22 protein-coding genes, 1 tRNA gene and 1 other RNA gene are annotated in these 24,176 nt (G+C 59.7%); 7 read left to right on the forward strand and 17 right to left on the reverse strand.

Translation table 11 applies throughout. From position 1 onward, the window contains the following. Positions 1 to 15 precede the first annotated feature (15 nt). The 4 genes from ACIOTN_RS10100 to ACIOTN_RS10115 form a co-directional block, all read right to left on the reverse strand. Complete coding sequence (locus ACIOTN_RS10100) at positions 16 to 3,612, reverse strand: DNA polymerase III subunit gamma and tau (RefSeq protein WP_402735285.1); 3,597 nt, start codon at positions 3,610 to 3,612, stop codon at positions 16 to 18. A 12-nt stretch (positions 3,613 to 3,624) separates the two neighbouring features. Next, positions 3,625 to 4,542 carry a tRNA glutamyl-Q(34) synthetase GluQRS gene (gene gluQRS / locus ACIOTN_RS10105; RefSeq protein ID WP_402735286.1) on the reverse strand — a complete coding sequence of 306 codons (918 nt, stop codon included), beginning with the start codon at positions 4,540 to 4,542 and terminating at the stop codon, positions 3,625 to 3,627. A 28-nt stretch (positions 4,543 to 4,570) separates the two neighbouring features. Beyond that, positions 4,571 to 4,667, reverse strand: an RNA gene (gene ffs, locus ACIOTN_RS10110) — signal recognition particle sRNA small type. 107 nt (positions 4,668 to 4,774) lie between these two features. Then, positions 4,775 to 6,316 carry a DUF222 domain-containing protein gene (locus ACIOTN_RS10115; RefSeq protein WP_402735287.1) on the reverse strand — a complete coding sequence of 514 codons (1,542 nt, stop codon included), beginning with the start codon at positions 6,314 to 6,316 and terminating at the stop codon, positions 4,775 to 4,777. Positions 6,317 to 6,504: 188 nt separating this feature from the next. Between ACIOTN_RS10115 and ACIOTN_RS10120 the strand changes: the two genes are divergently transcribed. Both ACIOTN_RS10120 and ACIOTN_RS10125 read left to right on the forward strand, forming a co-directional pair. Further along, positions 6,505 to 6,589, forward strand: a tRNA-Ser gene (locus ACIOTN_RS10120). Positions 6,590 to 6,722: 133 nt separating this feature from the next. After that, positions 6,723 to 7,088 carry a VOC family protein gene (locus ACIOTN_RS10125; protein WP_105659190.1) on the forward strand — a complete coding sequence of 122 codons (366 nt, stop codon included), beginning with the start codon at positions 6,723 to 6,725 and terminating at the stop codon, positions 7,086 to 7,088. A gap of 106 nt (positions 7,089 to 7,194) precedes the next feature. Here ACIOTN_RS10125 and ACIOTN_RS10130 read toward each other — a convergent pair whose 3' ends face one another. Continuing rightward, positions 7,195 to 8,235, reverse strand: a complete 1,041-nt coding sequence (locus ACIOTN_RS10130) for an isopenicillin N synthase family oxygenase (protein WP_105659189.1) — start codon at positions 8,233 to 8,235, stop codon at positions 7,195 to 7,197. Between the two features lie 273 nt (positions 8,236 to 8,508). Here ACIOTN_RS10130 and ACIOTN_RS10135 point away from each other — a divergent pair, with 273 nt between their 5' ends. Continuing rightward, the gene (locus tag ACIOTN_RS10135) at positions 8,509 to 8,811 is read left to right on the forward strand and encodes a type II toxin-antitoxin system VapB family antitoxin (RefSeq protein ID WP_105659188.1); all 303 of its coding nucleotides are present in this window, start codon (positions 8,509 to 8,511) and stop codon (positions 8,809 to 8,811) included. Between the two features lie 78 nt (positions 8,812 to 8,889). After that, the gene (locus tag ACIOTN_RS10140) at positions 8,890 to 9,513 is read left to right on the forward strand and encodes a LytR C-terminal domain-containing protein (RefSeq protein ID WP_105662411.1); all 624 of its coding nucleotides are present in this window, start codon (positions 8,890 to 8,892) and stop codon (positions 9,511 to 9,513) included. A gap of 4 nt (positions 9,514 to 9,517) precedes the next feature. Here ACIOTN_RS10140 and ACIOTN_RS10145 read toward each other — a convergent pair whose 3' ends face one another. Next, a complete protein-coding gene (locus tag ACIOTN_RS10145; protein WP_402735288.1) occupies positions 9,518 to 10,207 on the reverse strand; it encodes a DsbA family protein in 690 nt (229 codons plus the stop codon). A 122-nt stretch (positions 10,208 to 10,329) separates the two neighbouring features. Here ACIOTN_RS10145 and ACIOTN_RS10150 point away from each other — a divergent pair, with 122 nt between their 5' ends. Continuing rightward, positions 10,330 to 11,052, forward strand: coding sequence for a YoaK family protein (locus ACIOTN_RS10150; protein WP_402735289.1), 723 nt, complete (start codon positions 10,330 to 10,332; stop codon positions 11,050 to 11,052). A 65-nt stretch (positions 11,053 to 11,117) separates the two neighbouring features. Here ACIOTN_RS10150 and ACIOTN_RS10155 read toward each other — a convergent pair whose 3' ends face one another. Beyond that, a complete protein-coding gene (locus tag ACIOTN_RS10155) occupies positions 11,118 to 12,524 on the reverse strand; it encodes an amino acid permease (protein WP_402735290.1) in 1,407 nt (468 codons plus the stop codon). A gap of 186 nt (positions 12,525 to 12,710) precedes the next feature. Here ACIOTN_RS10155 and ACIOTN_RS10160 point away from each other — a divergent pair, with 186 nt between their 5' ends. Next, on the forward strand, positions 12,711 to 13,277 hold the full coding sequence (locus ACIOTN_RS10160; protein WP_105659183.1) for a histidine phosphatase family protein: 567 nt from the start codon (positions 12,711 to 12,713) through the stop codon (positions 13,275 to 13,277). Between the two features lie 6 nt (positions 13,278 to 13,283). On the opposite strand, the gene ACIOTN_RS10165 is transcribed toward ACIOTN_RS10160, so the two are convergent. From ACIOTN_RS10165 to ACIOTN_RS10185, 5 genes are all read right to left on the reverse strand, one after another. Continuing rightward, positions 13,284 to 14,348, reverse strand: coding sequence for an alpha/beta hydrolase (locus tag ACIOTN_RS10165; protein WP_402735291.1), 1,065 nt, complete (start codon positions 14,346 to 14,348; stop codon positions 13,284 to 13,286). A 131-nt stretch (positions 14,349 to 14,479) separates the two neighbouring features. Continuing rightward, complete coding sequence (aceB, locus tag ACIOTN_RS10170) at positions 14,480 to 16,117, reverse strand: malate synthase A (protein ID WP_105659181.1); 1,638 nt, start codon at positions 16,115 to 16,117, stop codon at positions 14,480 to 14,482. An 81-nt stretch (positions 16,118 to 16,198) separates the two neighbouring features. Beyond that, entirely contained in the window at positions 16,199 to 17,512 is a 1,314-nt protein-coding gene (gene aceA / locus ACIOTN_RS10175) for an isocitrate lyase (protein WP_402735292.1), read from the reverse strand. Positions 17,513 to 18,039: 527 nt separating this feature from the next. Then, positions 18,040 to 18,642 (reverse strand): HutD family protein, encoded by a 603-nt coding sequence (locus tag ACIOTN_RS10180; protein WP_105659179.1) that lies wholly within the window; start codon positions 18,640 to 18,642, stop codon positions 18,040 to 18,042. Between the two features lie 9 nt (positions 18,643 to 18,651). Next, entirely contained in the window at positions 18,652 to 19,272 is a 621-nt protein-coding gene (locus ACIOTN_RS10185; protein ID WP_133834353.1) for an AAA family ATPase, read from the reverse strand. 237 nt (positions 19,273 to 19,509) lie between these two features. On the opposite strand from ACIOTN_RS10185, the gene ACIOTN_RS10190 reads away from it, so the two are divergent. After that, positions 19,510 to 20,973, forward strand: a complete 1,464-nt coding sequence (locus tag ACIOTN_RS10190) for a helix-turn-helix transcriptional regulator (RefSeq protein WP_181148926.1) — start codon at positions 19,510 to 19,512, stop codon at positions 20,971 to 20,973. 10 nt (positions 20,974 to 20,983) lie between these two features. Here ACIOTN_RS10190 and ACIOTN_RS10195 read toward each other — a convergent pair whose 3' ends face one another. The 5 genes from ACIOTN_RS10195 to ACIOTN_RS10215 form a co-directional block, all read right to left on the reverse strand. Next, positions 20,984 to 21,646: an alpha/beta family hydrolase gene (locus ACIOTN_RS10195; RefSeq protein WP_402735293.1), complete on the reverse strand. Its 663-nt coding sequence runs from the start codon at positions 21,644 to 21,646 to the stop codon at positions 20,984 to 20,986. A gap of 53 nt (positions 21,647 to 21,699) precedes the next feature. Next, a complete protein-coding gene (locus ACIOTN_RS10200) occupies positions 21,700 to 22,251 on the reverse strand; it encodes a hypothetical protein (protein ID WP_402735294.1) in 552 nt (183 codons plus the stop codon). A gap of 420 nt (positions 22,252 to 22,671) precedes the next feature. After that, positions 22,672 to 23,088, reverse strand: coding sequence for a GNAT family N-acetyltransferase (locus ACIOTN_RS10205; protein ID WP_105658613.1), 417 nt, complete (start codon positions 23,086 to 23,088; stop codon positions 22,672 to 22,674). Between the two features lie 9 nt (positions 23,089 to 23,097). Continuing rightward, entirely contained in the window at positions 23,098 to 23,685 is a 588-nt protein-coding gene (locus tag ACIOTN_RS10210) for a hypothetical protein (protein WP_402735295.1), read from the reverse strand. A gap of 4 nt (positions 23,686 to 23,689) precedes the next feature. After that, positions 23,690 to 24,031, reverse strand: coding sequence for a VOC family protein (locus ACIOTN_RS10215; RefSeq protein WP_402735296.1), 342 nt, complete (start codon positions 24,029 to 24,031; stop codon positions 23,690 to 23,692). Between the last annotated feature and the right edge of the window lie 145 nt (positions 24,032 to 24,176).

A 24,176-nucleotide genomic window follows, 5' to 3' on the forward strand; every position in this document is an offset into this window, starting at 1 on the left:
TCGCCGTGGTGCCGGCTACAAGCTTCGTTTGATTTCCACTACATTCCCGTTGACGTCGCGCTGCTCGATGACCATGCCGCCGAGCAGGCGTTCCACGGCTGGAACACCGATCAGTGCCGAATCCTCGACCTCGATATCATCGTCGCTCGGGACAAATTCCTCGGGCTCTTGCACCGGAGCGGGCGCGGGAGCTGAAGCAGGACCGCCCCAGCCGCTCGCCGCCTGGGCAGGCGCCGGCGCACTGGGTGCGTTCTTCGCCTGGTCCATCAGCTGCTGGTATCGGCTCATGCGGCCTGAGGCCGCCGGTGCCGAGTCCGCAGGATCCGGTGCCGGTTCAGCCTGTGGAGCGCCCCATCCCGGAGCGGATTCAGGGGCCGGCTGCGGGGCTGCCGGGGGTTGCAGCGGTGCGGCCGGCTCCTGGCGAGGCTGTTCCTGATGCTGGGGGCGGACCTGCGGCTGCGTTTGGGCAGTCCGCGGCGCCGGGGCTTCCGGAACCGATGGAGCTGATGGCGCCATAGATTGTGGAGCCTGCTGCTCGGATTCACCAACCGCTAGATTCCCGAAGGAATCGGTGGTGCTTTCCGGGTGCAACGGGGTCGAAGAAACCGGACGTGCAATGTTCGGAACACCGCCCTCAGCCTGGCGCGCCGTCATGCCAGCAGTCATCCGGGGCTTGGGAGCCACCGGAGGCCCACCGAAACTCCGTGGTGCACTAGCCGCCGGCGCTGGCGCTGCCGGGGTCGGCTGCGGAGCCACGGCCGGGACCGGAGCCTGTTGCTGCGGCTGCACCTGCTGCGCTTCCGGAACAGAACCAGCTGGCACGTAGTACGGGTCATCTGGGAACGGTGGCTCGTCGAAGTAGGGTTCATCCGCTGGAGGCGGGACGTCATCGTAGGAGCTGTCGTACCCGTCATGGGCGCGTGGTGCAGGCGCGACTGGTGCCGAGCTTGGCACAGCGGATACCGGACGCTGCTGCGGTGCCGGAGCGGCAGCTTGGGCCCGTGCCGCAGCGCGCGCGGCCGCCCCAGCAGAACTTACAGCCTTGGTGAACTTAGTTGGTGCTGGGGTTGGCGCCGGGATTGGCCGGCGCTCACCTTTTGGGGAACCACCACCGTTGGGGTTGGAGCCGCCTTCGGTGAGGACCACTTCGATCGGTGCACCGGTGACCTGGGACAGAACCCCGGTCAGCGTATTCATCAGATCCGGCCGGTTGCGCAGATTCACGATTGGGCCAGTATTGCTGAACGCCAAGGTGAGGGTGCGGCCATCGAAGCCTGCCACAGAGCCATAGGTGGCAACCATGGAATGCAGGACGCGCGAGCTGCCCTGCAACTGCTGCAAGATCGTTGGCCACGCTTGCTGGAACATCGCCACCGGTGAGCCGGTGTCCTGTGGTGCTGGCTGGCTCTGCGGCATCCCGCTAGGGGCACCATGTTGAGGTTGCTGAGCACCCTGTTGTTGCTGTTGCTGTTGCGGTGCTTGAGCGCGTTGGGCTTGTTCTTGTGCGGCGCGCTGTTGTGCTTCGCGTTCAGCTTGTTCGCGTTGGGCTTGTTCTTGTGCGGCGCGCTGTTGTGCTTCGCGTTCAGCTTGTTCGCGTTGGGCTTGTTCTTGCGCCTGGTGGGCAGCATGGCGCTGAGCATCCACGCCAGCCTGGCTAGCTTCTGGTGCCTGTTGCGGCTGTGCCGACTGCGGCGCCTGCTGTGGCTGTGCCGACTGCGGTGCTTGTGGTGTTCGGTTGGCAGCTGCACGACGTGCGAATTCGGCCATGGCAGGATTTTGCTTCACGTCATCAATGGAGACCCCGGTGCCGAATGACAGGTCTTCACCGCTGGAAGGATCGGGAACCAAGCTGAATGGTGCCACGCCTTCCGGACGAGCTGCCGGAATACTCGGACCAGGCTGCACCTCGGTGGTCACCGAGTAGTTTTCGCCCTTTGGACCCCAAGTTGCGCCCCAGTCAGCGGCTTCACCAGTGTTCAGCGACGCTGCCGCGCCTGGATCCAGCGGAGCATTTGGATCATCATCATGTGGCTGTGGCTGTGGCTGTGGCTGTGGCTGTGGCTGTGGCTGTGGCTGTGACGGCGCGGACTGCTGGGGATGCGTTTCCTGCGGGGCAGGTACTGGCTGTGGAGTCTCTTGAGGCTGCTCGGTGCGCTGAGCTTGAACTGGTTCTGCGTGCTGCGCGGGCTGCTGCATTTGCGCTGGAGCCTCGGGAGCCTGCGGTTGCGGCTGGGCATGATTTGGCTGAACCTGTGGGGCCTGTTCGCCAGCCACTGGTTCGCCCTGTGCTTCAGCCGGTTCGGGTGCACCGTCACGACGGGATTTGGCGGCGGCCAGGGCTTCGCGTACTGCGGCAGCACCCTGACGCGCGGCGCCCGGGTTAGGAGTGGCGTTCATTGAGGCACCAGCACTTGCAGCGTCGTTCTCATCAAGCGCAGGCAGCACTCCACCGGTCATCGCATGGCGCTCCAACCGATCCAGCCGAGCGGCAAAAGCGCTGTCGGAATTCTGCGAACCGGGCAGCATCAAGCGCGCGGCCAGCAATTCCAGGTGCAGACGAGGCGAAGTTGCGCCGGTCATCTCGCTCAGGGCCTTGTTGGTGACATCGGCCCATCGCGATAGTTCGCCTGCACCGACCAAGCCAGCTTGCAAGCGAAGGGATTCAAGCTGGTCTTCTGGTACGCCGCGCAAGATCTTCTCAAGGCCTTCTGGCATGGCCTTGGCGATGATCAGATCGCGGAAGCGCTCCAGCACATCTTCAACAAAGCGCCGGGGATCCAGACCGGTCTGGATGATGCGGTCAATCGCACCGAACAGACCAGCGCCATCGGATTCGTGCAGCGACAAAGTGACCTCATCGAGCAGTGTCGAGTGGGTATAGCCCAGCAGTGCAATGGCCGTCTCGTAATCCAGGTTGCCATCGCGGGCACCAGCGATCAGCTGATCCAGCACCGAAAGGGTGTCGCGGACCGACCCGCCGCCAGCACGGATCACCAGTGGCAGTACGCCTTCGGCTACCGCGACGCTTTCGCGTTCGCAGAGCACTTGCAGGTACGCCAGCAATGCCTCTGGCGGAACCAGGCGGAATGGGTAGTGGTGGGTACGCGAGCGGATGGTGCCGATGACCTTTTCCGGCTCGGTAGTCGCGAAGATGAATTTGATGTGCGCCGGTGGCTCTTCAACGATCTTCAGCAAGGCATTGAAGCCTGCCGCCGTGACCATGTGGGCCTCATCGATGATGAAGATCTTGTAGCGGTCGCGAGTCGGCGCGAAGGTTGCGCGCTCGCGCAGATCGCGGGCATCATCGACGCCGCCATGGCTGGCTGCGTCAATCTCGATGACGTCCAGCGAACCCGGGCCACCATTGGCAAGGTCCACGCAGCTTGGGCAGGTGCCGCAAGGAACGGGCGTAGGGCCCTGCTCGCAGTTCAAGCAACGGGCCAAAATGCGGGCAGAAGTCGTCTTGCCGCAACCGCGCGGACCGGAGAATAGGTAGGCGTGGTTGACGCGGTTCTTCTCCAGCGCCGTCATCAAGGGCGCAGTAACGTGCTCCTGGCCGATAACGTCGCCAAACGTATCGGGACGATATCTGCGATATAGCGCTGTACTCACACCGGTTCCCTATCAGTTGCCTGATGCTTTAGGCATCAGCTGTTGGACAATATTCAATGGTTCGACGGTCCACGGTTCACGTGGCAGATTCGCCGGATCGAAAGCTTCCAGGGCTGCCTGCAAACTTGTGCTGGGCAAGCCCAATGACTCTAGCAAAATCGCCACAACGTTGGCTGGATGCACACCTTGTTCGGTGATCTCTTCGAGTGTTACTGCACCGTCGCGTTTAGCCAAGCGCTGGCCCTTGGTGTTCAGTGCCAGCGGTACGTGCGCGTAGGCCGGGACCGTGTAGCCCAGTAGCGTTGCCAGATAGGCCTGCCGCGGCGCAGAAGAGAGCAAATCATCTCCGCGCACGACCTGGTCGATGCCTGAGAACGCATCGTCGACGACAACCGCAAGGTTGTAGGCGGGAGCTCCATCGTTGCGGATCAGGACGAAATCATCTACCGCACCGGTGTAATCGCCGAATAGTTCGTCATGAACAGAAAATTCGTTCACTTCTGAACGCAGTCGCAAGGCGGCTGGACGGTTCTGTGCTTTAGCCGAGCGTTCGCTGGCGCTCAGATCGCGGCAGGTTCCCGGGTAGGCGCCGGGCGCAGCATGCGGAGCACTTCCGGCTTCGGCGATGTCCTTGCGCGAGCAGAAGCATTCATAGACCAAGCCGCGGGCCTTGAGCCGCTCAACGGCCTGGAGATAAATCGGAAGGCGGTCGGACTGTCGGAGGATTTCGCCGTCGAATTCAAGGCCCAAGGACGATAATTCAGCAATTTGGGTGGCTTCGGCGCCGGAACGAACACGATCCAAGTCTTCAATGCGCAGTAGGAATTTGCGTTGCGAGGAGCGGGCGAAAAGCCAAGCGAGGATGGCCGTGCGCAAATTGCCAAGGTGGAGTGGCCCCGAGGGGCTAGGGGCGAAACGGCCAGCGCCCACGTGGACTCCATTCGGCTTGCGTAAGAAAGTAAAAGACCCCTCATGCACCTGCCAGAGCCCATCTACCCTTGCTACCTTCCGGTCCTGGGGGAGTTCAACAGGATGACACCACACGAGGGGTCACCAAAAATACTACCCGAGGTTGGCGCTTGGATGAAAATCGGCAGGCGTGCGCTTGCTCTCAGCTTGCAAATCATGGCTCAGAGATCTTGACCAAAAATGCTGTTCGTCCTCAGCCGGTCGCTTCTTCAGGCGGTTCTAGCCACCCAAGTACGCGTCGAACGCGGTCATTGAGCTGGACGGTAGGCAACATGGGCGTCTGCTCCTTCTCGAAGTCGAAGTTCTGGACGCTGGTGACGCTGCCGGGAAGCTCAACACAGATCATGCCGTTGGGGGAGCGCCAGTTCACTGAACCGTCCGGAAGATAGGTGGCTTGCCATCCCAGCACGTGCTTGAACATCTGATGCCGCTTGCACAATAAATGCGTATTGCTGCGCGTGGTGTGCCCGCCCTTTGCCCATGCATCGATGTGGTCAATCTCGGATGCTTCGGCGGGCCGATTGCACCCGGGGAAGCGGCAGACGATATCCCGATTTCGCAGCAGATCACGCAGCGCCTTGGACGGACGGTACTTTTCGCGGCCAACGTCTATAGCTGCCCCTGACCAAGGATCGGTGAGCACCTTGATGAAAGACGGGGCGTCTTTTGCGATCAGCAGCGCTGTCCCTACTGGGATCGGCCCGAAGCCCTCAAGGTCAGCTAGTGCGCGTTTAGGGTTGGCCAGCATTTCCAGCGCAGGAATCGTGACAGCTACACGAGCTTTGAGCGGGGTCCCTTCGGTTGCGGGCCAACCATCGAGCAACGCATCGCAAACAATGTCCAGCCGTCGTTGCTGTTCGGTCCGATTATCAGCTGGATCAACATTGCGTACGGCATGCCAATTGACCGTATTGATAATGCCCAACGCCTTTTCCACCGGCAGATGCAGCTGAATCACGCTCATTCCATTGGCCTCGTGCCAATAGGTGATCTTGCGGTCCTCCGCACCTTTCTTGTGGCGTTCTTCAATGGGCTTTGGATGCAATCGCTCACGCATTTTCCTGGCACGTAGGGCTATCGCGGAGTCAGCGGCCTGCCGCGCTATCGGCAGCAAGGTTCGTTGCATTAGTGCCACGTCATCGGGTGCCAGATCCTGAGAGTGCTTGACGATCTCCTGCGCGGATCTGGTCGTGATCTCACCGACGCTCAGGGCGTCCAAAGTGTCTGCGCAAAGATGGCGCAGTCCTTCGGCGAAGAACAACTTGTCCTGGATTTTCTTTTCCGAGGAGCGCATTGCCACCGATGCCTCGGCAACAAAGGAAGAACGGATCAGCGACTCGTCGGAGCGATTGACACCGTAGAAGTAGGCAGAATGAGTTTCAGCTGTTTCTTCCGTTGTGCCAGGGTCATCCAGCAGCGGCTCTTGGGTTCCGTGGCTGATTGTCTCGGCGACCGAATATTCGTAGCTATCGGCCAACACCGCTGCCTCGGCAGCATCCAGCATGCTGTGCAGCCGGGCAATGGTCTTCAGCCGCTCCAGGCCCTGGGCGGATGCAGTGACCGGCGACTGGTCATAGAGGTTTATGGCGGTAGCGGCGATCTGGGTAAAGAGATTGTCTTTGTCCAGGTTCGCGGCCCAAAGACCATCGATTCCGGGGATGCTCCTTGTTCCGGGCGGGCTGATGGGCAGTCGGCGAGGGTCGTCTTGGCTGTGAAATACCTCTCTTTTACTCATGTTTACAGTATTGATCTGTTCAAACGGCAGCCTTTGAAGAAAAGATCGGGATGGTGAAAAGGTGCAAAATTACCGAATTTCAGGGGTTTGGCGCCTCAAGAATGAGCTGGGAAGCAACGTGGAAACGTCCGATTCGTGATTGAGCGAGAATTTAGATATGCTGGATCCTGCTCCACGGAGCAAACTGAGGAGGATTCGCCTAGCGGCCTATGGCGCACGCCTGGAACGCGTGTTGGGTTAACGCCCTCAGGGGTTCAAATCCCCTATCCTCCGCCGAATTTAATGTCCCGGCTCATCGTGAAAACGCTGAGGCGGGACATTATTTTTTTGCGCTTACCGGCATTGCAAGAACCTGGCGGGTAGTATCCGTGGCAACTGTTCAGCAATCTTTCGGCAAGGTAAGACTATGGCAAGTGTATTGAGCGAAATCGCCGTCGACTGCGCGAACCCGATGCTGGTGGCGAGGTTCTGGTGCGAAGCGCTGAATTATGACGTATTGGAAGAAGAAGCCGGCTTGGTCAGTATTGGGTCCAAATCCCAAGGCCCGGGCGGGCTGAAATTGACGTTCGCGCAAGTGCCCGAAACCAAGAGCATCAAGAATCGCCTCCATCTGGACCTGCGTCCTCAAAACGCCCAGCAGCAAGAAGAAGCTGATCGCCTGATCTCTTTGGGGGCCAGCTACGCCGATGTGGGCCAGCGGGAGGACGAGAGCTGGATCGTGATGGCTGATCCTGAAGGCAACGAATTCTGCGTGCTTTCCGGCGTCGAATAAGCGAGGCGCTTTAAATGCCTATTGGCGCCGGGCCGGTAATCTCTCACCAGCTCGACGCCAACAGGTTTTGCGCGTGCAGCTCCTGATCCCTGCAGAAGCTCACGGCCTAGGCGCTTTTGCGCCCCTTGGCCAGCTCTGGGTAGTGGATGGCCGCGGTCTGCGGGTGGGCTCGCAGCCATCCCTTGAGCACGTTGGCGCCGTAGGAAGCCAGCATTGGGTTTTCCGGATCATCGGAGACGCCGCGAGCTTCGGCAGCCAGCTCGGCTGGCAGTTCGACCTTGTCGATCACTGCATCCAGTCGAGGGGAGTAGAAGAACGGCACCGAGTAGCGGTCAACGCCAGCTGGTGGCGCAATGACGCGGTGGATGGTGGCCATCAGGTAGCCGTTGGTCGCGACTTCGAGCATCTCCCCGAGGTTCACTACCAATGCACCCGGGGTCGGCGGCACCTCGATCCACTCTTCCTGGCCGTAGGGTTGCACCTGCAGCCCTCCAACCTGGTCCTGCAGCAGCAGGGTGACGAAGCCGTAGTCGGCGTGCAGGCCAACGCCCTGGTTGCCCGACTCTGGTACGACGTCGCCCGAAACGTAGTGCACCAACTTGCCCATCCATGACGGGGTGTTGGCGAATGGCTCGTCGAAGTGGCCTTCGGGCAAGCCCAGCCCCACAGCGATGGCCGAAAGCAGCTCGTGGCCGGTTTTGTTCATCAGCTCGGCCCACGCCATGGCGCGCTCTTCGAGCTGGGGGAAATCGGCAGGGAACTGGTTCGGGCCCTGCAGGTTCAAGTACGGCTTGTCCTCGGGAACGACCGCCAACGTCTCGCGTTCCGGTCCGTAGTCGATCTGTTCGCGGGCATCGGCGCGGCCGCGGGTGATTTCGGTGCCCATCCGGGTGTAGCCGCGGAACTGGGCGCTATTGCGGTTATCGAGCTTGATTTTCTGCTCAACGGGCTTCTGGAAGAATTCTGCGATGGTGTCGAGCAGTTCCTGGTCCTGCCCGGCATATGCGCTGTATCCGACGATCTGGAAGAAGCCGACGCGGTGTGCGGCGTCGCGAATCGCGGCAACGAAATCCTTGTTGAAGGAGCCGTCAGCATTGCGTGCGGTAGAAATATCGAGCAGTGGGATCTCGGTGACTACGTTGTTCATAAACCCAGAGTGCACCTTATGACGCGATTGTTACCAGCTAAAGTTACGCCCGGTTCCTCCAAGTTTCCCTTGGCGTAACAATCCTTGCTTTTTCGCATTGCGTGTCTGATTATTCGCGTTCGCGTGTAGCATTCGCCCGGCAACTGCGCGGCGAGTCCGGCTGCCACCCGGCTCAATCGGCGCCGTCTCGGGAAGTGGCCTTCCTGCGGCCTGCCAACTAGCGCCTGATCTGCAGGTCTGTGGGTCTGGAGAGTTTGTCCGTATGCTTGAATAGTGATTTTTCGAGCGGTAGGTGAAGGCCGTCCATACCCGGACCACGGCTATTCTTCGGCGCGTGATTGGAGCGGACTTCCCCCGCAGCAAGTGAAACTAGCTGACTTGGTCACCACCAAAGCCACCTTGGATCTTGAAACATTGCTCTCTGAGGATTCCACCTTCTATGGCGACTTGTTCCCGCATGTAGTGCGCTATCGGGGCGTGTTGTATCTGGAGGATGGGATGCACCGCGCGCTGCGCTCGGCGCTTCATCATCGCTCGGTAATACACGCACGCATATTGGATCTGGACGCTAGTTAGATAAGCTAGCGCCACGAGGATGACGATGACGTCGCCTTCAGGCCAGCAGCTGCCGAAGGCTGACCAGAGCAAGGTGGAATGATGCGTGATCGCGATGACCCGGGGCAATGGCACGGTGCGCATATTGTCGACGAGCAAGAATTAAGTTTCAGCTCGGACGGCCAGGCTAAGCGGCGTGCCCGCAAACGCCAGAACATTGTTTTCTCCGTGATGGCCCTGCTGGTGATCGCGGTTTTGGCCGGCGCCGTACTCGTTTTCAATGGAACGCTGAAGTTGGGTGGCGAGCCTGCCGCCGTTGCGAGCCCGAAGCCAAGCGAGACGAAAATCGAAAACCCCAAGTGCCCGGCCATCGATTTCAAGTACCAAAAACCTTCAGATGTCGAAATACGCGTGCTGAACACTACCGATATTTCGGGTCTTGCGGGTGACACTGCCGAGGCACTGGAAAAGCGTGGCTTCAAGATTTCGTCGCTGACTTCCGGGTGGAAGTCGCTCTCCGAAACCACTGGCGCGGTCATTGCCGGGCCTGATGGCTATGCCCAGGCTTTCACCGTGCAGCGCCAGATCCCCGGCATCGTTTTCATCTACGACGAAAAGAAGTGGGGCAGCCGGGTGGACCTGGCGCTGGGGGAGAAGTTCGACGGCCTGGAAAAAGAACGCAAACTCGATACTTCTGAAGGCAAGCTGGTCTGCAGCAAATAGCTGGCTACGGGGCCTGCACATCTCCGGAATGCACTTGGGCCAGCGCATTTGCGAAGACCTCGGCTGGCTGGGCGCCGGAAATGCCGTACTTTCCATCAATGATGAAGAAAGGAACACCGCTGATGCCCAGCTCGCGTGCCTGGACGATATCTGCGTTGACTTCCTCAACGTAGGATCCGGACGAGAGCTTCGCACGCAGTTCCCAGGTATCCAGCCCCAGCGTTCCGGCCAGTTCGAGCAGCGTTTCTAGGTCTCCGGTGTTCAGGCCCTTCTCGAAGTGGGCAGAAAGCAGCGCTTCCTTCATCTCTTTTCCGGCACCATGCTTCTTGGCGTATTCCAGTACGCGTAGTGCAGTGAAGGAATTAGCGACCTTCAAGTTGGCGAAGTCGTAGTTCAATCCTTCGGCAGCAGCCTGGGCGGTGACATGGTCAAGCATTTGGGCGACCTGTTCCTGGCCCAGTCCCTTCATCTTGGAGAGGTATTCGGCCTCGCTGCCGTCATAGTTCTCAGGCAGGCTCGGGTCCAGCTGGTACGAGTGCCAGTAGACATCCACGTTCTGGGAGTATTCGAACGCCTCGACACCCCGCTCAAAGCGGCGCTTGCCGATGAAGCACCAAGGGCAGGCAATATCGGAGAAGATATCCACGCGGATGCGCTTGTCTTCCGGGGACTGGACAGCAGTATTTTCGCTCATGCTTGAGGTAACAACTTTTGCTCACCGGGCATTCCTTATTCGCAGCTGCTGATTTCGGGGGAGATAATGGCAGGGCTCCTACGGAAACCGGATGGTGCTGATGGCGAGAGAAAGCAGGGCAAGTGGCAAAGAACCTTCGATGGCGCGGAATCCTCTTCGCCGGAACGATTACGGCGATGGCAGGCTTTGTTGATGGCGTCGGATTCGTGCACTTCGGCGGCTACTTCCTCTCCTTCATGTCGGGAAACTCCACACGTTCCTCCGCGGCGCTGATGACAGGGGACTTTGCCGGATGGGCGATGGCGATGTCCTTGGTGGGCTGCTTTGTCGCAGGTGTCATCCTCGCAACGCTGGTTACCTTCCGGCTCGATAGGCTGCGCCGGCCAGTGGCCATGTATTCCAGTGCGGCACTGCTGCTCTCTGCGGCCATCTCCGGGAATTTCTTGCCGCAGCTGACGGCTCTGCTGCTGGCCGCCGCGATGGGCGTGGTCAATGTTTCCTACACTCGTTCGGGAGAGGTTTCCCTGGGCCTGACGTACATGACCGGCACGTTGGTCAAGCTCGGGCAGGCACTCGGTGGAGCAATCATCGGGTTGGCCACCGGATCGGACCGCGGCGGCTACCGGATGCTATGGATGCGCTACGCAGTGCTTTGGCTGATGATCACCATGGGTTCCCTGGGTGGCGTCTTGGCCTACCTGCGGCTGGGGCTCGGCAGCTTGTGGATCGTCGCAGGCGGCATGCTCGCGTGGGCCAGCCTGGCGTTGTTCCAGGAGCTGCGCACACCCCATGGCCTGGGTGCGCCCTCGGAGCCTCAGGCCGGACCCTCCACCGGGAACAAGTAGAAAGACATAAAAAATATGCCTGGCTTCACTTTATGCGAAACCAGGCATATTTTATTGCGCGGTGGCTAGCCCAGCAAGGAGTCGCTGTCCTGCTTGATCGGTGCCGCTGGGCGTACCAGCAGCTTGAAGAGAACGGCCAGAAGCACGAGCCATGCGATTCCGGTGTACAGGGCTACACGCGTCGTCGAGCTCAGGGCCAAGAGCACGACAACGAAGACCATGAAGGCCAAAGCGATCCATACGGCAACGGTGCCGCCGGGCACAGCGTATTCACGGGCGACGGCCGGTCCGCGGCCCGCAGCGGCTTCCTTGCGTCGCATGGCCAGGTACGAAGTCAGAATCATGATCCACACCCAGACGGTGGCGAAGGTAGCGATGGAAGCGATGATGGTGAACAGCGACTCCGGGAGCAGGGCGTTGAGCACCACGCCGACCAGCAGCACAATGGCCATGATGACCACGGTCATCCACGGCACGCCGTTACGTGAGATGCGGCCAAAGGACTTCGGAGCATGGCCGATCTCGGACATGGCGTAGAGCATGCGGCCAGCCCCAAAAGTATCGGCGTTGATCGCCGAAACGGCTGCGGTGATCACCACGGCGTTGAGCACGTGGGCGGCGGCCGGGATGCCCAGGCCGTCGAAAATCTGCACGAATGGCGAAGCTGAGCCGTCGATCTGGCGCCAGTCAAAGAGCATCATGACTACGGCCAGCGAAGCTACGTAGAAGAGCAGGATGCGCCATGGCACGGTATTGATGGCGGCTGGAACCGACTTGGCAGGATCAGCTGCTTCACCAGCGGTGATGCCGATGGTTTCGATGCCGCCGAAGGCGAACATCACGACGGAGAACGAGAGCAGCAGGCCCACGAAGCCGTTGGGGAACAGGGTGCCAGCGCTCATCAAGGTAGCGATGCCGGTTGCGGTTTCGGTCTCAGGGGCGTTGAAGCCGAAGATGATCAGGGCGGCGCCACCAATGATCATGGCGATAATTGCGGTCACCTTGATGATAGCCAGCCAGAATTCGGTTTCACCGAAGACCTTGACCTTCATCAGGTTGATCGAAGCGATCAGCAGGACGACCGCCAGCACCCAGATCCACTGCGCCACCTGCGGGAACCAGAAGCCCATGTAGATGCCGAACGCGGTCACATCGGCGATCGCGACAATGGCCATTTCAAAGGCAAAGGTCCAGCCGGTGACGAAGCCGGCGAAGCGGCCCAGGTAGCGCGAAGCGTAGTGAGCGAAGGATCCGGAAACCGGATGCTTGACAGCCATCTCGCCCATGGCACGCATGACAATGAAAACGGCAGCGCCGCCAATCATGTATGCGAAGAGGACGGCAGGGCCAGCAGCCTGGATAGCAGAAGAGGAGCCGTAGAAAAGGCCCGTTCCGATAGCTGAGCCGAGGGCCATGAAGCGGATGTGGCGGGCAGTCAGCCCGCGGGCGAGAGACGCCTTTATTTCGTTCACGATAGTAATGCTCGGATCCTATAAGGGGTGCGTTCGATGGGGACGGGCCCGCGCCAAAGGCAGGGCACAGCCGTGAAAATCTTATGCGCTCCAGGCAGCCATGACGCGCTTAAGTGTTGCAGATCTATCGTGAGCTTGGCCACCAGCGGTTGCTGTTGGCCACCTGCCGGGTGGGAGAATGGGCTCATGAAACTTGGATTCGTCCGCCACGGACAGACGCAATGGAACCTCGAAGGCCGCTTGCAAGGTTCCAGCGACATCCCTCTGAACGACACCGGGCGAGCCCAAGCCCGCGAGGCTGTCTCGGTGCTGGACGGCGGCCAATGGGACGCTATCGTTTCCTCGCCGCTCTCTCGTGCACGCGAGACGGCACAGATCATCGCCGACGGTCTGGGACTGGAACTGGGTCCTAGCTACGACCTGCTGATCGAGCGCGACTACGCCCAGGGCGAGGGCATGGTTGAGGCCGAAGCGCTGGCGCTATGGCCGGACAAGAACGGTGGCGGAATTGAACCACTGGAATCTGTAGTTGACCGTGGCCTGCGCGCAATCAACCAGATTGCAGCAGACTACCCGGGCAAGAACGTCGCGGTAATCTGCCACGGCACCATTATCCGCTACACGCTCTCGCACTTCGCCGGCTACAAGCTGGACACCATCCGCAATGGCTCGGTTGCCATCATCGGCAATGAGCCCGGCGATTGGCAGCTGGAACTGGTCAATGACCAGGTGCCCAGCAAGGTCGCGGGCTAAGCCGCACTAGATGCCGGAAGGAACAATCCGGCGGATGCTGGAGGCCACCAGCGAATCACGCTGCCGGTTCTTGACGACCGCAAGCCATGAGCCCAACGCCATGTAGGCCTTGGAGCGGATCTTTGGCGAGGAGAGGAACACGTCGTGCAGCGCGCCGGGCAGGCGCACCAAATGCAGTTCCCGGCCTAGGTCGATGCTGCGCTGGGCGACGACCTGCACATTCAAGGCCACGTCGGCGCGGGTGGCGGTGTCGTGCCAGCGTGGCAGCAAATAGTCTTCCGCCGAAAGCATCACCAGGGTGGGCATCTGGAGATCCAGCCCCTTCTTCACCTTGGCTTGCGCATTGAAGACGGCAGAGATGAAACCCGCGGTGAGTTTGAAGCCGTTGACCGGGCGCCAACCCAGATCGTAATCCCATTCGCCGGAAAACTGGCTGGAGACCGTGCGGGTGTAGAACCCTGGATCCACCGTCGGCAAGAAGCGGTGGGGGTTGCGGCTGCTGGCCGCCTGGACGATCCTCGCCAAGGCGGTGCGCCCGATCTCGCTGGCCTGGAATTCCAGCCACGGGCTGTTCAGCGCCAGCGCATCAACTTTCTGCGGGTTGGCTGCCGCATACAGCGAAGCGCTGAGCCCGCCAGTGGAGTGGGCGAGCAGGACAAAGCGGGTTCCCGGATGCGCGCTGGAAATGATGCGGTGGGCCGCGTCGAATTCCTCGAAGTACTCCTCCAGGTCGGTGGTGAAGCCCGGGCTTCTGTGCTCGGCGATTTTGGTGGCCTGGTCTACCGGCAAGTTCCGTCCATAATGGCGCAGGTCCAGTGCGTAGAAATCCGCTCCGGCATCGCTGAGGAACTCGGCGAGCTCTTTTTGGAAGAAGTAGTCCGACCAGCCATGCACATAAAGCACCGCGATCCCGCGCAATGGCGGCGGCAGGCGCAGCGTTCTGCGCGGACGGTGCCTGATCAACGTCGCGGTCGAACCGTCCGACATCGGCAGCGGCCGTTGCGAGAAATCCTCGCCCAGCAGATCGGGCTGCCACAGGTCCTCGGCCGGGTTCTTGAACTGGAAAGCCATGGCTACAGCCTAGCCACCGCACACGCAAATCGGCATCCACCCGCTGGACTGGTTACCAACGGATGAATGCCGCTTTGCGTGGCCGACGTTCAGGGACGACTGTTTTCTATCGGCCGGGTCTCGGGTACTGCCTAACCTGCCATTTCCAGGGTGCGGGCTGGCGCATCCAGGTAGCGCAGGTAGGCGTTCTTGGTCAGGAAGGTCGGGAAGTCATCGCGCAGGGCGCAAGCTTCGAAGATTTCCACGGCTTCCTCGAAGCGATCACCCTCGAAGCGCTCCAACCCCTCCATGGTCTCCTCGGCCAGTTCCTGGACCCAGCGACGGGTGATGATCTCGCCCTCATCGGTGATCGCCGACTGGTGGATCCACTGCCACAGCTGCGAACGGGAGATCTCGGCGGTAGCAGCATCTTCCATCAGGTTGCGCAGCGCCACAGCACCGTTGCCGCGCAGCCAGGACTCGATGTAGCGGATGCCGATCTCGATGTTGTCGCGGATGCCGCGTTCGGTGATCTTGCCGGTGACACTCTCGATGTTCAGCAGGGCCGGGCCGGAAACCTCGACATCTTCGCGGGTGCGCTGCAACTGGTTGGGGTTCTCGCCGAGCACCTCGTCGTACACCTCCCGGGCAACCGAAACCAGGTCGGGATGGGCAACCCAGGAGCCGTCGAAGCCATCAGCTGCTTCGCGGGCCTTGTCCTCGCGGACCTTGCCGAAGGCCAGCTCGTTGATCGAGGCGTCCTTGCGGTTGGGAACGAATGCGCTCATCCCGCCGATGGCCGAAGCCCCGCGGCGGTGGCAGGCACGCACCAGCTGCTCGGTGTAGGCCCGCATGAACGGGGCGGTCATGGTCACGGTGTCGCGATCCGGGAAGACGAAGCGCGGTCCGCGGGAACGGAAGTTCTTGATAATCGAGAAGATGTAATCCCAGCGGCCAGCATTGAGCCCCGAGGAATGCTCGCGCAGCTCGTAGAGGATCTCTTCCATCTCGAATGCGGCGGTGATGGTCTCGATCAGCACGGTGGCACGGATAGTGCCGCGCTCGATATCCATCAGATCCTGGGCCATGTTGAACACGTCGTTCCACAACCGTGCTTCCAGATGGTTCTCCAGCTTCGGCAGGTAGTAGTACGGGCCGCGTCCGGCTGCCAGCAGGCGCTTGGCGTTGTGGAAGAAGTGCAGTCCGAAGTCCACCAGCGCACCGGACATCGGGGTGCCGGCAACCAGCAGGTGCTTCTCCGGCAGGTGCCAGCCGCGGGGACGAACCACGATGGTTGGCAGCTGCTGCAGATCGTAGCTGTTCAGCTTGTACTCGCGGCCATCCGGTGCGGTGAAGTCCAGGTCCTGATCCAGCACCCGGATCAGGTTGACCTGGTTCTTGATGACGTTCTGCCAGGTTGGCGAGGAAGCGTCCTCCATGTCGGCCAGCCAGACCTTGGCCCCGGAGTTCAGCGCATTGATAGCCATCTTGCGTTCGATCGGGCCGGTGATTTCCACTCGGCGATCTTCCAGCCCCGGAGCGATCGGGGCGACCTGCCATGAATCGTCTTCGCGAATAGCGCGGGTCTCGTCCAGGAACTTCGGATCGCGGCCATTGGCAATGCGCGCCCGGTTGACCTGGCGGCGCTGCATCAACTCGGCACGGCGCGGTTCGAATGCGGTGTGCAGGGCCGAAAGGAAGTCCAGGGCCTCGCTGGTCAGGATCTGCTCCTGGTAGCGAACGGGGGTAGCGGTAATGGTGATGTTGTTCAGGGTGATGGGGGAGTTCATGGCAGCGTCCTTAAAAATCTTGGAAATGGTGCTGGTGCTAGCCGGCGCCTTTGCCGGCTAGCACCATCGACCCATCAGGGTCTAATGGAATTGGCCTTCTTCGGTGGATCCCACCAAGGCCAGGGTTGAGGCGTTAGGGTTCAGCGCCGTGGAGATCGCATCGAAGTAGCCGGTGCCGACTTCGCGCTGGTGCCTGGTGGCGGTGTAGCCGGCGGCCTCGGAAGCGAATTCGCGTTCCTGCAATTCGACGTAGGCGCTCATGCCGTCCTTCGCGTAGCCGGAGGCCAGGTCGAACATCGAGTGGTTCAATGCGTGGAATCCGGCCAGGGTGATGAACTGGAAGCTGAAGCCCATGGCGCCTAGTTCGCGCTGGAACTTGGCGATGGTCGCATCGTCCAGGTGCTTCTTCCAGTTGAATGACGGCGAGCAGTTGTAGGAAAGCATCTGGTCCGGGAAGTCCTTTTTGACCGCTTCGGCGAACTTGCGGGCCAGCTCCAGGTCAGGGGTGCCGGTTTCCATCCAGATCAGGTCCGAGTACGGTGCGTAGGCCTTGGCCCGGGCGATGCATGGCTCGATGCCGTTGGTGACCTTGTAGAAGCCTTCCGGGGTGCGCTCGCCGGTGATGAACTGCTGATCGCGTTCATCGACATCCGAGGTGATCAGCGTTGCCGCTTCAGCGTCGGTGCGGGCGATAACTACGGAAGGGGTGCCAGCCACGTCGGCGGCCAGGCGGGCCGCGTTCAGGGTGCGGATGTGCTGCTGGGTCGGGATCAGCACCTTGCCGCCGAGGTGGCCGCACTTCTTTTCGCTGGCCAGCTGGTCTTCCCAGTGGACGCCCGATGCGCCAGCGGTGATCATGGACTTCATCAGTTCGTAGGCGTTCAGCGGGCCGCCGAAGCCGGCTTCTGCATCAGCGACGATGGGCACCATCCAGTCTTCGACGGTCTGGATGCCTTCGGAGAACTCGATCTGGTCTGCACGCTGCAATGCGTTATTGATGCGGCGCACGACCTGGGGAACCGAATTGGCCGGGTACAGCGACTGGTCCGGGTAGGTCTGGCCTGAAAGGTTGGCATCCGCTGCTACCTGCCAGCCCGAAAGATAGATGGCCCGAAGGCCGGCCTTGACTTGCTGCACTGCCTGGTTGCCGGTCAGTGCGCCCAACGCGTTGGTGTAGCCGCCGGTGGGGGTTTCCTCGGTGAGCTGCTTCCACAGCTTCGCGGATCCGCGTTTGGCCAAGGTGTGCTCTTCCTGGACCCGGCCCTGGAGCTTCACGACGTCGGCAGCGCTGTAGTCGCGGGTTACGCCGTTCCAGCGGGGGTTGTTTTCCCAGTCGCTCTCGATGGCTGCGATGCGGTTGTCGATCGAGATTTCGTTGGCGTTTTCAGTAGTCATTGCCTTGGCTCCTTCGCACAAGCTGCGGGTTCATGTCGATCGGAAGGTGATCTTGTGAACTTCTTCGTGACAACTACTTTTCCGCAGGTGCGAGGGCTTCAACAGAGGTTTTTTGAATTAAGATTTTCACTTCTTCACAAAAATGGAAATTTATCGCTTCTTGCGCTGAATGTGAGTCAAGGCATGGAAATTTGCCGATATTGAATCAATCCCTAGCGAAGAAGAGTGAAATTTAACAGCAAGCCTAGATAAGGGCGAAGCCAAAGCAGACCGATTCCGGGGTCTGCGAGAATCGGCGAATCACTGATGAGCTGGGATTTTATGGAAACCGCAGGTGCTGATTCGCCACGGCAGGCGTTGTGTATCGGGCCAGGAAACGTGAAGTATCAGAGTCTGGACTGGTAGCTGGCTTTTGCCAGATGGGGGCCTGGACTTGTCGCTATGGCCGATATTCTTGGCCGGCAGTGCAGTTTCTGAGTGCGAAGATTTATGGATCTTGCGACCATGGCTGATTGAGCCGGAACGGGCTAGGGCTGGTCGAAAGAAACCACAGCCATGAAACCGCGGCCGGAGATGCGTGGTTCACCGGCGTCAGAGCCAACGACGGTGTCACGCAGGTTCAGCGACTGTTCGCTGTCGCCGAGCAAGAGCTTGGCGGAGCCCTGGACCAAAAGGCCCAGTTGCCCATCAAAGAGGTATTGCTCGCGCTTTTTGGACAGCTCGACAATGCGAACGGTGGGTCGTACCTGCTCTGGAATGGCGGCCACGTGCACGATGAGCAGTTCTTCGGCGGGCTGGCTCGCCTGGACAGAATTTCTCGTTTCGAATTTCAACGGGCGCAGCGGTTCCAATCCGTGCTCTTGCCCGTCTACATCCAGCTGCACGAAATCGCCGGCGATCAACGTGAAGACTTGAGCCGAAGGCGACGGAGTGAAGGCTGCAGATTTCTCGATAGAGCGAATCGACAGTTGCCAGGTTGATTCCCGCAGTTCGCTGGACCGCAACGTTCCGTCCTGCGCCAGAATGCCGCTCGCAATGAGCCGGACCTGCCCTAGCTCCCATTGCTTCTTGGTGCTTTGCGCCAATTCGAGAATGGAACCCGGTGCAAAAGATGCTTGTGCTTCGCTCATGGGACGAGTCTACTTGCCGATGACCAAGCGAAGTTGTTCAACCAGCTGGGATGTGGGCAGCGAGGCATCAAGAGTTATCCAACCGTGCACTTGCGCAAGGCGCAGATACTCATTTCGACTGTCCCTGAGATACTCCATGCTTTCGTCGTCTTTGCCACGGGAATTGATCCGCTCAAAGGCAAGGATGGGGTCGATGTCGAGCAGGACAATTCTCGCGTGCTCGGTACTTTTCGCCGCAAGCCAGGGGAGAAGCAGTCCCGGAGGATGGCCACGTAAGCGCCGCAGCACTAATTGGCAATACAGGTGCCGGTCCATCACGCTGAGTCCGGGAGAGCGGGCCGCGAAAAGCATATTGCGGGCAACATTGAAGCTGCGAATGGAAGTTTCGAAGAAATCCTGGGTGAAAGTCGGGAACGTGATTCCCAGGGCGCGAGAGAATTTGGTAAGCCAGCTCCGCGCGGCGACGTTTGCGAGCCTACGAGCCTGAATGCGATCGTTGCGCAGCTGCTGTACTAAAGCTTCAATAGTGGTGCTTTTGCCTGCGCCATCGGTGCCGACGATGACCAAAGTCCGGGGTGGATCGTGGGCATGGCGCGGGGCCGGTAGGGGGCGGGTGGAGACTGCGTGCATGGTGCTCCTTGCGGGATCTCTTTGTAGTTTCAACGTTTGCGCTTCGCTGAAGATTCCGCAGAAAGGCTGTGCATTTGTTGAGAGTAGCTCGCCGGGGAAGCAAGGAAAGAACCGTGAATATTTGCTTCCGCGTCCCTGCTGGGCGATTGAATTACGGGTTGAATCCGGAAGATCTAGAAATTTTCACGATCCTTGGCATAACCTTGTCATGTGACTGCAACCACATGGAATCGCTCAGTGAACTCAGCCGGCAATGGCGCTGGCAGCGAAGATACAGAACTCGACGCCATTGCTCTCGGCCGCAGAATCCGCTTTCTGCGCAAGGGCAAGCAACTGACCTTGGATGATGTCTCGGCGCTCGTTGACACCGCGCCGAGCCAGTTGTCGCTGATTGAAAACGGCAAGCGCGAACCGAAGCTATCGCTGCTTAAGTCCCTGGCTGGAGCCATGGGGGTTGGAGTCGACGATCTGCTGGGCACCGAACCGCCATCGCGCCGTGCTGCTTTGGAGATCGAATTGGAACGTGCCCAACGCGGTCCACTGTACGAGTCCTTGGGATTGCCTACCGTTCGTGTTGGCACGCGTCTGCCCATGGACGTCCTGGAATCCCTGGTGGGACTGCAGCATGAATTGGAACGCCGCCTGAACGAGCAGGCCGCGACCCCTGAAGAAGCCCGTCGGGCCAATACCGCGTTGCGCCATGAGATGCGCCAACGCAACAACTACTACAAGGATATCGAGCAGGAAGCCGCCAAAGTCCTCTCTGCAGTTGGCCACGATTCAGGGCCGCTCTCGCATCATCGTGCAGCAGATATCGCCGAGCATCTGGGATTCAGCCTGCGCTTTGTGGGCAATCTTCCGCATTCCACGCGTTCGGTGACTGACCAGAAGAACAAGCGTATCTATCTGACGCAGGCGAACCGCTCGGAACATGATCCTCGTTCGGTGTTGCTGCAGGCGCTAGGGCATCACGTATTGGGTCATAGGACTCCAACCGATTATTTCGATTTCCTCTCGCAGAGGGTCGCGACCAACTACTTTGCCGCGGCGTTGATGATGCCGGAAAAGTCCACGGTGGACTACTTGCGGCGAGCTAAGAACAACCGTGAGTTGGCCATCGAGGATCTGCGCGATGCTTTCGCCGTGTCCTATGAGTCCGCAGCCCACCGGTTCACCAACCTTGCCACCGAGCATCTGGGGATGACCTGCCACTTCCAGAAGGTCCACGAATCGGGCATCTTGCACAAGGCTTATGAGAATGACCGAGTGAACTTTCCAGCCGATCACACCGGTGCCATTGAAGGCCAGACCATTTGCCGGTATTGGACAAGTCGCGTGGTCTTCGAGCAGATGGATAAGTTCCGTTCCTTCGAGCAGTACACCGATACCGTCAATGGGACCTTCTGGTGCACGGCGCGCACCGAGCGCCATTCCTCGGGGCTGTACTCCTTGTCCATTGGCGTGCCTTTTGAGCATGTGAAGTGGTTCCGCGGGCGGGATACCAAGGAGCGCTGCCAATCCACCTGCCCGGACGAGAACTGCTGCCGCCGTCCACCTGCTGACCTATCCAGCCAGTGGTTCGGCAATGCGTGGCCGGCTACGCGCGCCAATACCCACTTGCTGGCGGCCATGCCAACCGGAGCCTTTCCCGGGGTAGACGAAACCGAGGTCTACCGATTCCTGGAAAAGCAGGTGGACTAGGACCGTTGGACTATGCGATGTGCTTGGAGATGAAGGCAAGAGCAGTTTCCGCCAGCCACGCGCCATCCTGGGCAACGGTGCGGCCGGAGCGGGCTACCTTGAAGGAATGGTTGCCACCTTCGAACCAGGAAAGTTCGCTGTCCTGGTTCAGCTTGCTGGTGACTTCTTCCATCTTTTCGGGGTTGGCAAAGGGATCGCGGGTGCCTTCGAGGAAAAGCATCGGCACCGCAATCGGGTAGAGATGCTCATCGCGTAGCTTCTCTTCCTTCTTAGGCGCGTGCAACGGGTACCCCAGGAAGATCAACCCTGCCGATGGCATGCCCTCGGCAACTGACAGGGAAGCGATGCGCCCGCCAAAGGACTTTCCCGCTGTGAAGATTGGCAGGCCTTCAGCCAAGTTTTCTTCAACCCAACGGCGGACCTGGTGCCACACTGCGACCGCAGCTGGCGCTTTATCGGGAAACTTCTTTCCAGCGTCCATGTAGGGGAAATTAAAACGCAGGACGCTGGCACCCAGATTCGCAGCGGCTAGCGCAAAGCCGGCCATGAAGTCATGATCCTTTCCAGCACCTGAACCGTGTGCGAGCATGATGACGGCCTTCGCCGCCTTTGCGCGGTCCCAGAGCGCGCTGAGTTCCAGGTCTTCGTATGGAATGGAGAGTTCTTGGGTCATAGGTACCACCCTAGGGGCTGAGGGCCCATCAACTGATCATGAAAGGAAATGAACTACATTTCCCAGTCCTTGCGGAGTGCCGTATCGGTGTCATCGCCATTTCTGGCCAGTACCGTCAGCTTTTCAACTTTTTCGCCGGTTGCCGCACGCTCGTTGATCTTGAGCATCATATTTCCCGAGACGAAGATCGATGCGGGCATGTCGTATTCGCCGTCGATCCATGGACCGTCTGCGAGGGTGACGACGAGTTCGCCAAGCGCAGGCGACTCGACTTTCTCAACGTAGGCGTGGGGGTCAGCGGGCAGGCATGTGCGGTAGATTTCCAGCTCAGTGATTTCAGCGCCGCATAGGGATTTGTAGGTATCGTTCATGGCGGACAGCCACTGCGTGTACTTTTCCGAGGCCCAGGCTTTGCGGTCCTCGGGATCGGCACCAGTACGAGCCCGGGTGAAAGTTCCTGAGTTATTGCCGTCTTCAGTAGCGAAGGTGACGGATTCCAATTCCGGCGAGGCCTCGCCTACGCTTTCGAACATGATTCGGCCCATCATGCGCAGCTCATCCTCGTTGGTTTCGTAGCTTTCCCGCATCTGGGTTCCAAACTTCATGCTGTTATCCAAGAAGATATTGATGGCACCAGGTGCTGGAGATTCCCAAGAAGTCATTAGGTTGTAGGGATACAAGAAGCCTTTGGTGGACTTGATGCCAGAGTTTTCTTTCCACATCTCAATTTTGGAATCTGCCCAGGCCTGTCCCGAATTGGCGTTGGCGTCCAACTCCGCGGGTCCAGGCTCGGGGGCGGTTTCACCGGGTTCACCGGTTTCGGCCGCGGGCTGTGCCTCCGGAGTGGAGCCAGCGACGGAAGCCGCCGTCGAATCGGCTGGCGCTGCTTGTTCGGGAGCTGCATTGCACCCTGCTAGAAGCAAAGCCAACGATGACAGGGCAATGACCGAACGGGTGCGCAAGAATAACTCCTCATTATCGATGAATGGTCAGTCTATACAGGCCAGGCAGCGAAGGGAGAGCTGTTACGAGAATTTGGCAAAGGTCCGGATCGCACCGGGACGGAAATCCGACGCTTCCGTGAGCCCCATGGATTCGTAGAAGGCACGTTGCCCGGGTTCATCATCGGTGATCAGGACCAGCTGACGCACATGCTCATATTTCACTAGTACGGCAGAGAACAAAGCACGGCCTACGCCGGTGCGATGCGTAGATGGACGCACCAGGATGTCCTGGACGTAGCAGATGGTGGCATTATCCGAGACCACGCGCACAAGGCCGATTAACTGGTGGTCTACGTCGTAGGCGTAGATTACGCATGCTGAATTCTTCAGGCCCTCAAATAGTACGTCTGGGTTGTCTGTATAGGCGCTCCAGCCCACCGCGTTGTAGAGCGAGAGTATTTGTTCCTCGGAAGGCACCTTAGTGGTGGAGAGTTCCATCGAGTCCTTTTACTGTTGCGGGGAAACCGAAAGGATCTCTGCGTTGCCCAGCAACGGGTGCTTCACCAGTTCTGTTTCCAATGCGTGGATGATGGCTTGGGCGGAGTCGCCGTTGTAAACGAACACCGGGCCATCATGCCGGTAGTAGACATCCTCATGCCATCCGATTTCGCCGTCACCCAATGCATGCTGCAGGGCCCTGACTGTTGGCTCCAGATCCGATTCCGATTCGGCCCCAAGCCTGGTTCGAAGCAAAACGTACTCACTGCCGCCTACTTCGGTGCGTTGTCCATCAATAATCAGCCAGGAACCATGCCCAAGTCCTCCATCGATGAGCGAAGAGAGCAATTCGGAAAACAGCTTCTTCGGTTCGGGGGTGGCCACTTCAAGGTCAATGTCGCTGGAGATCGGCTCCTCGGCCGCGTCCAATGTGGTCTTGGCGCTGATGATGGTTCCGGAAGACTTGTATTTGGGCAACAATGTATCGAGCAGGCCCGCTTCATGATCTTTGCGCAGGCGTTCGGTCATCGGCTGGGCAAAATGGATCTGCACCCGGTGAGTCGAAGCCTCCGATGATTTCCTGGCGAACAGCGACATGTCCTCAGTCCTCGTGTGGGTCGGAAATGCAAAAGACGATTCCGTAAGGATCGCGCATAATGGTCCAGCCAAAACTGGGATCTTCGGTGTGGTCCTCAACGCGTGTTGCGCCAGCGGCTGTGCAACGGGCGACTTCCTGCTCGCGGCTGGTGCTTGCTTCCAAGTCGAGATGAACCCGGTTCTTGCCGGCAGTGATCTCATCAACTTTTTGGAACCCCAACCTCGCGCTGAAGCCAGGGACGCTGATCATGGTGAACCCCGGGTACTGGCCCAGATATTTCCCGCCCAGAACAGCCCTCCACCAAGCCGAGGCAGCTTTCTCGTCAAGGGCATCAAGGGTGATCATTCCAATGTTCGCCATGCAGTCAAAGGTACCGGGAGTCTTCCTGCTTAGCTAGAGGTTGACTGCATTTCTGCAGCTGACTAGCGCACTTTCTAAGTGAAGAAAAGGGGCTTGCTTGGCCGGGACGGAAGTCCCGAGCAAGCAAGCC

Source organism: Glutamicibacter sp. NPDC087661, assembly GCF_044743275.1.
GTDB lineage: Bacteria > Actinomycetota > Actinomycetes > Actinomycetales > Micrococcaceae > Glutamicibacter.